Below are 11,273 nucleotides of genomic sequence, written 5' to 3' on the forward strand. Positions count from 1 at the left end.
ATCCAGCTCGGTCCGTGGCGTGTCGAACAGCAGTTCGATATGATGGGAATGTGCCAGCCGTCCCGTACGCCGAGCTGCACGCGCACTCGGCCTTCAGCTTCCTCGACGGCGCGAACCTCCCCGAGGAGCTCGCCGCCGAGGCGGCCCGGCTGCGCCTGTCCGGGCTGGCGCTGACCGACCACGACGGGCTCTACGGCGTGGTGCGCCTGGCCGAGGCGGCCCGGACGCTCGGCCTGCCCACCGTGCTCGGCGCCGAGCTGAACCTCGGCACCACGGGGCGGGCCGGCGCCCACGAGGGACCGGGCGGGGTGCCGGGCATGAGCGGCCGCCCCGACCCCGACGGCACCCACCTGCTCGTCCTCGCCCGCGGCCCCGAGGGCTACCGGCGTCTCTCGCGCGCGATCGCCCGCGGGCACCTGGACTCCGGGGCCAAGGGGCGCGCCGAGCTGGACCTCGAGGACCTTGCCGCGCAGGCAGGCGGGGAGTGGCTGGTGCTCACCGGGTGCCGCAAGGGCGCAGTGCGCCGGGCCCTGGAGGGTGGGGCCGGCTCCGCCGCCCGAGCGGAGCTGGACCGCCTCACCGCCCTGTTCGGCCGTGAGAACGTGGCCGTGGAGATCACCGACACCGGGGCGCCGCTGGACTCATCCCGCAACGACGCCCTCGCCGACCTCGCCCGCGCCACGGGCCTGCCGCTGGTCGCCACCGGGGCCGTGCACTGCGCCCGCCCCGCCGACCAGCGCCTCGCCGACGTCCTCGCCGCCACCCGGGCCCGCGCCTCGCTGGACGAGATCGACGGCTGGCTGCCCGCCGCGCCGGCCCACCTGCGCTCGGGGGCGGAGATGGCGGCCCGGCACCACCGGCACCCCGAGGCGGTGCCGACGTCCGTGGCGCTCGCGGCCGAGTGCGCGTTCGACCTGCAGCTCGTGGCGCCGAACCTGCCCCCGCACCCCGTGCCGGACGGGCACACCGAGGCCACCTGGCTGCGCGAGCTGACCTACCGCGGCGCCGCCGAGCGGTACGGGCCGCGCGGGGCGGAGCGCGTGCCGGGCGCTTACGACATGATCGAGCACGAGCTGAAGATCATCACCGACCTGGACTTCCCCGGCTACTTCCTCATCGTCCACGAGATCGTCGGGTTCTGCCGGGACCGGGGGATCCTGTGCCAGGGGCGCGGGTCGGCGGCGAACTCGGCGGTCTGCTACGCGTTGGGGATCACCGCCGTCGACGCCGTCCAGCACCGGCTGCTGTTCGAGCGGTTCCTCTCCCCGGGGCGGTCCGGCCCGCCGGACATCGACCTCGACATCGAGTCGGGGCGCCGCGAGGAGGTCATCCAGTTCGTCTACGGCCGCTACGGGCGCGAGCACGCCGCCCAGGTGGCCAACGTCATCTCCTACCGGCCGCGCTCGGCGGTGCGCGACGCCGCCCGGGCGTTCGGCTACGACGTCGGCCAGCAGGACGCCTGGTCCAAGAGCATCGAGCGGTGGCGGTCCCTCGTCCGGCCCGACGGTCAGAACGGCGAGGCGCTCCGCACCCGGGACGGGCGGGCCGCGGGCCCGGCGGACGACGTCTCCGGCATCCCCGCGCCGGTGATCGAGGTGGCTGAGCAGATGCTGCGCCTCCCGCGGCACCTGGGCATCCACTCCGGCGGCATGGTGCTGTGCGACCGGCCGGTCATCGAGGTGTGCCCGGTGGAGTGGGCCACCATGCCGGGGCGCACGGTGCTGCAGTGGGACAAGGACGACTGCGCCGACGCCGGCCTGGTGAAGTTCGACCTGCTGGGGCTGGGGATGCTTACCGCCCTGCGGCTGGCGTTCGAGACGATCAACGTCGGCGGCGGGGCGGCGCGGTGGGGCGTCGACGGCGAGCTCGGTCTGCACAACCTCCCGCAGGAGGACCCGGCCGTGTACGACCTGTTGTGCGCGGCCGACACCGTGGGCGTGTTCCAGGTGGAGTCGCGCGCCCAGATGGCCACGCTGCCGCGGCTGCGGCCGCGGGAGTTCTACGACATCGTCGTCGAGGTGGCGCTCATCCGCCCCGGCCCCATCCAGGGCGACTCCGTCAACCCCTACATCAACCGGCGTCTCGGCCGGGAGAAGGTCACCTACCTCCACCCGCTGCTCGAGCCCGCGCTGTCCAAGACGCTCGGGGTGCCGCTGTTTCAGGAGCAGCTGATGCAGATCGCCATGGACGTCGCGAACTTCAGCCCCGCCGAGGCCGACCAGCTGCGCAAGGCCATGGGCTCCAAGCGCTCCGAGGAGCGGATGGAGGCCCTGCACGGTCGGCTGCTGCTGGGCATGGAGGGCAACGGGGTGCCCCCGGACGTGGCGGAGAAGATCTACGACAAGCTCAAGGCCTTCGCCGACTTCGGCTTTCCCGAGTCGCACTCGTTCTCCTTCGCCTATCTCGTCTACGCCAGCTCCTGGGTCAAGGTCCACCACCCGGAGGCGTTCTACGCCGCGCTGCTGGCCGCCCAGCCCATGGGCTTCTACTCCCCGCAGTCCCTGGTGGCCGACGCACGCCGGCACGGCGTCGCGGTGCTGCGGGCGGACGTCAACGCCTCCGCGGAGCAGGCGTGCGTCGAACCCCTGACGACGGCGGAGCTGCGGGCTGCCGCGGCCCGTGGCCCGGCCGCGACGGACGTCGCGCACCTGGTTCACCCCGACCCCGACCTGGCCGTGCGGCTCGGGCTGGCCCCGGTGCGCGGGGTGGGGGAGAAGGTGGCCGGGCGGATCGTCGCCGAGCGCGAACGGGGTGGCACGTTCGCGGACCTGCCCGACCTTGCCCGCCGCGTCGACCTCACCGCCGCCCAGCTCGAGGCGCTGGCCACCGCGGGGGCGCTGGGCTGCTTCGGCCTCGAGCGGCGCGAGGCGCTGTGGTCCGCGGGCGTGCTGGCGGGCGAGCACGGGCGCCGGCACTCCGGGCGCCCGCGGCGCAGCGGCGGGACCGGTGCGATGGGAGGCGGACGAGACGGCGGCGGACGAGACGGCGGCGGGCGAGCTGGCGGGCGGGGCCCGGCGGCGGGACGCCCACCCATGGGGGCGTGGAAGGTGTCCGCCGGCACCCGGAAGATCGCGCAGCGCGAGGAGCCGCCGGCCGGCGACGTCTGGTTCCAGCCGCCGCTGCCGTTCACCGCGGTGGGGACCGAGGCTCCGCCGCTGCCGGAGATGGACGGGGTGGAGACCGCCGTCGCCGACGTCTGGGCCACCGGCGTCTCGCCGGACTCCTTCCCCACGCAGTTCCGGCGGGCCGACCTGGCCGCCGGCGGGGTGCTCACCGTCGCCGACCTGGCGGACCGGGAACCGGGAGAGCGTCTGCGGGTCGGTGGCGTGGTGACCCACCGGCAGCGCCCAGGCACCGCCTCGGGAATCACGTTCCTGTCGCTGGAGGACGAGACCGGGCTGCTCAACGTGGTGTGCTCGGCGGGTCTGTGGGCGAAGTACCGCCTGGTGGCCCGCACCAGCGCCGCGCTCGTGGTGCGCGGGACCCTCGAGCGGGCCGACGGCGTGACGAACCTCGTGGCGGACAAGATCGAGCCGCTCAGCCTGGTGGTGCCGTCGAGCTCGCGAGACTTCCGATAGCTTCCACATCAGAACGGGATCTCCTCCTCGTCCGGCCACGCCTTCGGCGGCAGCTGCACGAGGCTCCCGTCCGGGCAGCGCCGGTACCGGTGACCGGACGGCGCGGTCCAGACGTACACACCCTCGATCCCGGTCTCGACGCGGAAACCGCCCGAGGTCTTGAGGACGTGGTCGCGGTCGCACAGCGGCTCCAGGTTCCAGGACGCGGTGACCCCGCCCAGGGCCCATGCCAGTCCGTGATCGAGCTGGCACCGGTCGGCGGGCACGGAGCAGCCGGGGAGGATGCAGGTACGGTCGCGCTGGCGGACGTACCGGGCCAGCTCGGCCGGCGGGCGGTACGTCGTGCGCCCGACGTCGTGGACGAGGCCGGTGATCGGATCCGTGATGATCCGGCGCCAGGTGCCACCGAGAGCGAACAGTCGGGCGACCGCGGGCGTCACGGGTCCGATGCCGGAGATCTCCGCGACCTCCGCCGTCGGCTCGTCCAGCGCGGGGAGCGGATCCTTCCTTTCCGGCGGCGCCGGATCCGGCGGTGCGGCGAGCGGATCCCCGGGCTTCGGCGGCGCCGGATCCGAGAGCCGGTCGGGTGGTTCTCTTCCTGTTGTCGTGCCCGGGGTGCACCCGATGTGCTCGAGGTTCTCCTCGGGGATGACCAGGGAGAACGGGACGGTGACGTTGATCTTGATCCGGTCCGAGAGGGGGAACGGACGCAGCGCGGGACCGGAGCGGCTGTCCGTGTGCCCGCCGGGCGTGACGGTCCGCGGGATAGGAGGCGTCAGGACCGAGTCGGCCGGCGGCGCCTGGCCGATCCAGCCGGTGGCCAGCGCGTGGTGCGACATGGCGGCGAGCGCGTCGAACCGCAGCTGGTCCGTGCTCCGCCCGTCGCCGTCGGCTCTGGCCGCCGTCGCGGCGGCCTGGAGTGCTACGTCCACCGCGACGACGTCTTCGGCGGGCCCGACGATCGTCATCGAAGCCATTCCCTCGGGCAGCGGTCGCAGCCGGGTGACGTGCCGCTTCTCGCTCGCCCTCTTGTGCCTCAGCTCCGCGTCGTGCGGATCGACGCCGATCAGCGCGCGATTGAGGTCCTGCACGAGCTGGCGATGGGTGCGCCGCCCTGCACCGGGCAGGACCTCGGCCTGGACCTGCCATGCGACCGCCTCCGGGTACCCGGACAGCGTCGTGACGATCGTGGTTGCCTTGCGCATGTCGATCTCGCCGCGTTCAAGGGCTTCGGCGGTCTCGACGAGGGTGCCTGAGAACGCGTCGCCGACGGCGATCAGGTTCGTCGCTTCGCCCCGGGTGACGGTCAGTCGCATGGCGAGCTCGGCGGCGGCGAACGGGACCGAGCGCTTGCCGATCGGCGTCTCGATCTCGCCGCGCATCGACTCCTTGGCGGCCAGCATGGCGGCCGTCCTGGCGGCCCCTGCCGCCGCATACGCCTCAAGCCGCTTGAAGGCCGCGACCATCTCCACCGCGGTGTACTCGTCGACCTCGAGCGCGGGCAGCTCCTCGAGCAGCTGGGTGAGATCGCTGCTCGGATGCAGGCTGCGGAGCAGCCAGGCCGGCACCTGCCCCGGCCCGTCGTCCTCGTCCTCGCTCTCCGGTCCGAGGAGGGCGGCCCGCAGCGCCGCGGTCAGGCTCCGGTCGTGCTCGGTCGGCCCCGGCCGCGCCTCGGGATCGTAGATCTCGTCCGGGTCACCGCCGTCGGGCCAGTCCAGGTCCTCGGGGAGCTGTGCCACGGCGATGCGTTCCGCGTGTGCGCGCAGCTTGTCGGCGAGCTCCCGGCGGTGTGCCTCGCACCGGAGGTCGCGGCTGCAGTTGGCACACGCGTCCTCGGTGTGTGTGGTGTCCCGGGCCCCCTCGTCCATGACCCAAACATACGTTCGACCACTGACATCGTCCGCAAAGGCAACGCGCATGGAGCATCAGCGCAGGTCACGCCGCCAAGGCCGCGAATGGTAGGGCCGTAGACCGAGGGCGCAGGGCTTCGCCCGCCGAATGCGTTCACGCCTCTGCGGCGGTGGCGTGGCGAGGGCGCATCACTTCGTCCCGCCGTCGTACGTCCGTCAGGCAGCGCCGTCGGGCCGGCCGTCGGATCGGGGCGTCGCCGGTGGGGTCACGGCGTGTGGGCCCTCCGAGAGCTCGCTCGCCGCCGGGGCGGGTGCGGCTTCCTCGCCGGTCGACGAGTGCCGCCGCTCGACCGCGGCTTCCCCCGTCGCGCCGTGCGCCGTCGCGCCGTGCGCCGTCGCGCCGTGCGCCGTTGCGGCGTGCGCCGTCGAGCCCTTGGCCGTCCCGCCGTACAGCGTGGAGCCCTTCACCGTCGCGCCGTAGACCGTCGAGCTCCGCGCGACTGACGCTCCAGGAACCGCGGGCTCGGCCGGCGGCTCCGCGAACGGCGAGCGACCGCCGTCGGGCCCGTTCCGGGCCGCCATCCGTGTTCCCGGCCGATCGGCCACCGCAGGCATCTCCTCCATCGGCGGGTCGACCGTGCGGATCGCGGAGTACACCGCCCACGTGACCGCCAGCAGGGGGATGGCGATGATGGCGCCGAGGAGGCCGCCGAGGAACGTACCGGCGGTCACGCCGAGCGCGACGACCACGGGGTGCAGGGACACCTGCTTGCCCATCACCAGCGGTTCGAGGATGTGCCCCTCGATCTGCCCGATGAGCGCGACGCCGATCGTGACGATCAGGGCGTCGAGAAAACCGTTGGCCGCCAGGGCGACGACGGCGGCGACGACCATCGCCGCCGGCGCACCGATGAGCGGGATGAAGGCACCGATGAAGACGAGGACCGACAGGGGAGCGGCGAGCGGCACCCCGACGATCGTGAGCAGGATGAACGCCATGATGCCGTCGGCCGTGGCGACGATCATCGTGCCGCGCGCGTAGCCGGAGAAGGTGTACCAGCCGGCGGTGGCGGCCGCGTGGGTGCGCTCGCGGTTCTTCGCGGGCAACTGGTTGAGGAACCAGCGCCACATGAAGCCGCCCCGGGCGAGGAAGAAGATCGTCAGGAACAGGCTCAGCGCCAGCACCGTGAAGACCAGGGCCACCGCCCCGGCGTTGCTCAGCACCTGCCCGACGAGGTCGCCGGCGTTCTCCTGGAGGTACGCGGTGGCCTGCGCGACCGCCTCGTTGATGGCGTCGTTGATCTCGGCCTGGGTGAAGTGGAACGGCAGCGGGCCGCTCTCGAAGAACTCGAGGATGGTGTCGATACCGTCGGTGAACCGGTTGGCCAGGCTCTCCCACTGCCCCGCGACGGAGGAGATCACGTACGTGAGCAACCCGGCGACGACCATCAGCGTGCCGAGCAGCGCCAGCACCGTCGCCAGGCCACGGGGCATGTATCGCGCGAGCCCGCTGACGATCGGGTCCAGCACGGAGGTGACGACCAGGGACAGGAAGACGGCGATGAAGACGACCTGGATCCGGCTGGTCGCGAAGACCACCATGCCGACGACGATGACGATGCCGATGACCAGCCACGCCATCGTGCCGTACTTGCGGATCCAGCCAGGCACGCCGTCGGCCGGGGCGTCGACGTGGGCGGCGCGCTCCGGCATCCGCCGCACGCTCACCCGGGCGGCGTGCGAGGGCCGGAAGGCGCGGCTCACGACGCCATCGGGCGAGGAGCCCGCGGGCACCTGGCCGAGCGCCGCCTGCGAGACGACCTGGTCGACGGAGGTGGTGTGCGAGGGGCGCACCCGGCGCTGGACGCGCCGGCCCACCTGCCGGCTCACCTGACCCAGCAGCTTCCTCGGATCGCGCCTCGCACTCATCGCGATCAGTCTGCACCAGAAGCGCTGGTCACACCGCGAGGCGCGACCAGGTCCGCGCCTGCGACAGCTCCTCCGCAGCCCGTGTCCGGTCGCCCTGCTCGGCGGCGCGCCACAGCGCCGACTCCACGGTCCGTGCCGTCGCCCACGCCGCGACTCGCGCGGGGTCCAGGCCGGCCGTCGCGGACACGAGCCGCGACCGGGAGCGCAGCACCGCGGTGGGGCTCTCCTCCCGGAACGGCTCGCCGACCTGGGTCAGGAGCGGCCACGGGTCGAAGGCCGGGTCACCCACCATCGGCTTGGGGTCGATCGCGACCCACGTGCGGGCGCCGGTGGAGTCGTCGGCCAGCACATTCCCGGGGTTGAGGTCGCCGTGGACGACGACGGCGGAGCCCGCGGTGGCGGGCAGCTCCTCCAGCAGCGAGGCCGCCTCGGCCACGAGCCCCGGGTCCGCGCCGAGCGCCGGGCCGTGACGCTGGGCGCGCTCGCGCACCAGCGTGGCCAGCCGCTCCGCGTGGGCGGCGAGGGTGACGAGGCTGTCGCCCGACGGCGGAGGCGGCGCCGCGTGCAGCAGCCCGAGCAGCTCGCCGGCCACCGCGAGCCGGTCCTCGGGCCGCCGCTCGAGCAGCGCGCGGTCATCCTCGAGCCCGTGCCCGGGGCGGACGCGGCGCAGCAGGAGGGTCCAGCTCTCCGGGTCGTGGTCGATCAGCTCCGGCCCGCCCCGGCCGGACCAGAGCCGCAGCGCGGTGGCCTCCCCGGCCGCCTCCTCGTGGGGAAAGACGATCTTGACGACGGCGTCCTCCCCGTCGCGCGTGCGCGCCGGCGCTGTCCAGGCGGCGGCGCCGTCAGGGAACGGGTCGCCGAGGCGCAGTCCCCAGCGGGTCCGGGCGCGGTCGACGAGGGTGGGCAGGCGCGTGAGCCATGCTGCGCCGTCGTCGGTGCTGCCGACCTCCCGGGCGAGAGCCTCGGAGACGGCGACCGGCCCCGGACCGGGCTCGCGCGAGCGGGGCTCGGCGTCGCCGTCGTCGATCGTCATGCGGCGAGCCCGGCGTCGCTCACGCGGCGCCGAGGACGGCGGCCAGCTCGTCGGCGTCGCGGACGAGAGCGTGGGCACCGGCCTCCTCGCCCGGCTCCGCGTAGCCCCACTCGACGAGGACCACGGGGATGCCGTGCTCGGTGGCGCCGTCGACGTCGTGGTGGCGGTCTCCGACCATGACGGCGCGCGAGACGTCCGCGCCGAGGGCGGCCAGGCCGGCGAGGGCGTCCTCGACGATCTGGGCCTTGGTGGAGCGGGACTCGTCGGCCGTCGCGCCGCAGATGACGGTGAACTCGTCGGCCAGGCCGGCGTGCTCGAGGATCGGCACCGCCATGTGGCGCATCTTGGAGGTGGCCACGGCCAGCGGCACGCCGGCGGCGCGGAGCGAGCGGATGAGCTCGGGGACGCCGGGGAAGAGCTCCACGTCGAGCATGCGCTGGGTGTACAGCTCGCGGTAGTGCTGGACCATCGCCTCGAGGTCCTCCTCGCGGACCCCGCCGAACTCGAGCAGCCCGTCGCGGATGGGCGGGCCGACGTGACGGAGCAGCTGCTCCGGGGTCTCCGGCGGGTACCCAAACGCGGCGAGCGTCTCGGCGATCGCGCCCGTGATGGCGGGCGCGGAGTCGGTAATTGTGCCGTCGAGGTCGAGCAGCACGGCGCTGGCGCGCAGGCTGGCCGGCGCCTCGGTGGTGGGCGCGGCGGAGTACGGGGGAGTCACAGTGGTCCTTTCGAGCGGGCAGGGATCTATCTCCAGGGTAGGCCGGGGCCGCAAGGAGGTCGGTCACACGGCGGGCGCCGATCGGACCCGCGCTCTTGGTTGCGGACAGCCGCCGCTCTCGTACGTGTGCCGATGTGTCCGAAACCGGGGACGAGAGCGGGTCATCGTCGCTACCGTCCGAGTATGAAACTGGCGTCATCTCAGCGATTCGCAGCGATGGAGGCGGTTCCCGAGTCCCCGCGACGGGAACCGATTGCCCTCGCGCGGGTTGTCGCGGTGGTCGCGCTCGGAGCGGTCATCGCGACTTTTCCCGCTCCCACCTTGACACAGCCCGGCATGGTGAAGTTTGGCTGGCAGATGTACGCCATGAGCATTCCTGCGCCTGTATTCGACGTCTCGCACGAAGACGGGACGACGAGCGAGGTTCCCGCTGCGGAGATCGCTGCAAAACTGAGGGCGGACGTCGACTACGTGCTGCCTGGAGCCGAGTGGATCTGTAAACACGACGCGACTGCAGTGCGCGTGAACGCCACGATCGGCGACGACGATGCAGGGGAGTTCGTGTGCGGAGCATTGTGACGGCAGAGGTGCGGCCCCATGGTCTTGCCATCGCGAGGCTTCTCGTTGCACTCGCGGCTTTCCCTCTCATCCTCGAGTGGTGGTACGCGCTCTTCCGAGTGGCCTCAGGGAAGTACCTGGCGATCAAACTGGTTTCCTGGGCGCCAGACCCGACGCCAAGCATGGTGCAGGTGCTTGCGTCGGTTGCGTTGATTGCCGCGGTGCTCCTTCTGCTGGGGGTATTCGCTCGAACTGCGGCTGCCCTGACGGCTGCCTCTGCAGGGCTCGCTCTGCTCCTGGATCAGCAGACATACAGCAACCATCTCGTTCTGTTCGTCTGCCTCGCCGCGCTGCTCGCATTCAGTCGCTGCGCCGAGGTTCTGACGTTTCCCAGACGAAACGGTCTCAGCTCCGTCCCGTACTGGCCCGTCTTCCTCATGAAGTTGCAGGTATCAGCCGTCTACGGCTACACGGCGAGCTCGAAAATCAACGAGCAGTACCTGTCAGGCGAAGTGATCGGCATCCACCAGGACGGAATCATCGAGTTCCCGGCGGCGCTGCTCCCCATCGTGGCCATCGCCAGCATTGTTGCGGAGTACGTGCTCTCAATCGCGCTGTGGATTCCCAGGATCAGACTCGCGGCAACCGCATTGGGGGCTGGACTCCACGGCGGCATCCTTCTTGTCTTTGACTACCCGATCGCCCTGGTTCCTTTCGCCATGCTCATGGCAGCCGGCTACGTCCAGTTCTGGACCGAGTACCGCGTGCCGACGAGACCTGGCGCTGACGAGGGGGCCCGCAATAGCGAGGCTCCGCAGCGTGGGCGACAGATCGCACCGTCCACCTCCTGAAGACTGCCTGCTCGCGCGCCACCACTGGGTGCCGTGGCACGCTGGAGCAAGACGCTCGACGAAGGGATGGCGATGGGCAGGCTCGGGGCACTGGTCAAGTTCGCGGCGGTCGCGGGACCAACGGTCTGGAAGGTCGTGCAGACGTTCGGACCCACCTTGACGCGGCTGCGCAGGGAGAATCCCGAGGTCTTCGGCGCCGTCGAGAAGCAGGTGCGCAAGCTCGCCGAGGCCCGTCAGGCCGGCAAGAGCCCCGACGCGCTGCGCCGTCGAATCTCCGCGCTGCGCGACCAGGTCGCCTACCTGCGCGCCTCCGCCGACGACGAGGGCGAGCGCCGCAGGGCCGAGGCGTGGCGCGTCCAGCTGGACAAGATCGAGGCGTCTTTGCCGCTGCTCGGAGCGATGAGCACCAAGGTGGCGGCCCGCGAGCGGGCACACGTGGACCAGCGCATCGACGAGCTGTCGGCGGAGATTCTCGCCGCGTTCATCGACGAGCAGGACGAGGACGCGCGTCAGCTCGAGCGGTGAGGTCGGGCGCGCTCGACGACGGCGTGCCCCCTGGTCAGCGCGTGCCGGCAGGCAAGTTGCGGCAACCGGATGGTCGGCCCCTCTCGTCGGGTCTAGCGTCAAACTCAGTGTCAGGGTGAGTGCTGCCGCTGTTGCGGTGGTTGGATCCTGAGCACCCGGTGTCTGGCTCATAGCGTCGGTGCCGACCTTCGGGTCTGGCGTGCATGCGTTTTGCCGGCACCGGGTGTGAAG

At 72.3% G+C, this 11,273-nt stretch carries 8 protein-coding genes; 4 read left to right on the forward strand and 4 right to left on the reverse strand.

Features of this window, described 5'->3' with window-relative positions; translation table 11 throughout:
- Positions 1 to 50 precede the first annotated feature (50 nt).
- Positions 51 to 3,578: an error-prone DNA polymerase gene (locus tag KZX45_RS16870; RefSeq protein ID WP_308221760.1), complete on the forward strand. Its 3,528-nt coding sequence runs from the start codon at positions 51 to 53 to the stop codon at positions 3,576 to 3,578.
- Positions 3,579 to 3,586: 8 nt separating this feature from the next.
- On the opposite strand, the gene KZX45_RS16875 is transcribed toward KZX45_RS16870, so the two are convergent.
- The 4 genes from KZX45_RS16875 to KZX45_RS16890 all read right to left on the reverse strand — a co-directional run bounded on the left by KZX45_RS16875 (position 3,587) and on the right by KZX45_RS16890 (position 9,108).
- Positions 3,587 to 5,446 (reverse strand): HNH endonuclease signature motif containing protein, encoded by a 1,860-nt coding sequence (locus KZX45_RS16875; protein WP_248258917.1) that lies wholly within the window; start codon positions 5,444 to 5,446, stop codon positions 3,587 to 3,589.
- Between the two features lie 198 nt (positions 5,447 to 5,644).
- Complete coding sequence (locus KZX45_RS16880; protein ID WP_248258918.1) at positions 5,645 to 7,357, reverse strand: AI-2E family transporter; 1,713 nt, start codon at positions 7,355 to 7,357, stop codon at positions 5,645 to 5,647.
- A gap of 28 nt (positions 7,358 to 7,385) precedes the next feature.
- Entirely contained in the window at positions 7,386 to 8,390 is a 1,005-nt protein-coding gene (locus KZX45_RS16885) for an aminoglycoside phosphotransferase family protein (RefSeq protein WP_248258919.1), read from the reverse strand.
- A 19-nt stretch (positions 8,391 to 8,409) separates the two neighbouring features.
- Positions 8,410 to 9,108 (reverse strand): HAD hydrolase-like protein, encoded by a 699-nt coding sequence (locus KZX45_RS16890; protein ID WP_248258920.1) that lies wholly within the window; start codon positions 9,106 to 9,108, stop codon positions 8,410 to 8,412.
- 183 nt (positions 9,109 to 9,291) lie between these two features.
- Between KZX45_RS16890 and KZX45_RS16895 the strand changes: the two genes are divergently transcribed.
- From KZX45_RS16895 to KZX45_RS16905, 3 genes are read left to right on the forward strand one after another with little or no spacing between them, the layout of a single operon-like run.
- Positions 9,292 to 9,687, forward strand: a complete 396-nt coding sequence (locus KZX45_RS16895; protein WP_248258921.1) for a hypothetical protein — start codon at positions 9,292 to 9,294, stop codon at positions 9,685 to 9,687.
- The gene (locus KZX45_RS16900; protein ID WP_248258922.1) at positions 9,684 to 10,517 is read left to right on the forward strand and encodes an HTTM domain-containing protein; all 834 of its coding nucleotides are present in this window, start codon (positions 9,684 to 9,686) and stop codon (positions 10,515 to 10,517) included. Before KZX45_RS16895 ends, KZX45_RS16900 begins: the two co-directional genes overlap by 4 nt.
- 33 nt (positions 10,518 to 10,550) lie before the next feature.
- Entirely contained in the window at positions 10,551 to 11,042 is a 492-nt protein-coding gene (locus KZX45_RS16905) for a hypothetical protein (protein WP_248258923.1), read from the forward strand.
- The last annotated feature ends 231 nt before the right edge of the window (positions 11,043 to 11,273 follow it).

Source organism: Georgenia sp. EYE_87 (genome assembly GCF_023148685.1).
Lineage (GTDB): Bacteria > Actinomycetota > Actinomycetes > Actinomycetales > Actinomycetaceae > Georgenia.

Excerpts from the sequence above, each read along its gene's own strand:
- KZX45_RS16885 (WP_248258919.1), bottom strand. The coding sequence starts at position 8,390 with ATGACGATCGACGACGGCGACGCCGAGCCCCGCTCGCGCGAGCCCGGT.
- KZX45_RS16880 (WP_248258918.1), bottom strand. The coding sequence starts at position 7,357 with ATGAGTGCGAGGCGCGATCCGAGGAAGCTGCTGGGTCAGGTGAGCCGG.
- KZX45_RS16895 (WP_248258921.1), top strand. The coding sequence starts at position 9,292 with ATGAAACTGGCGTCATCTCAGCGATTCGCAGCGATGGAGGCGGTTCCC.
- KZX45_RS16875 (WP_248258917.1), bottom strand. The coding sequence starts at position 5,446 with ATGGACGAGGGGGCCCGGGACACCACACACACCGAGGACGCGTGTGCC.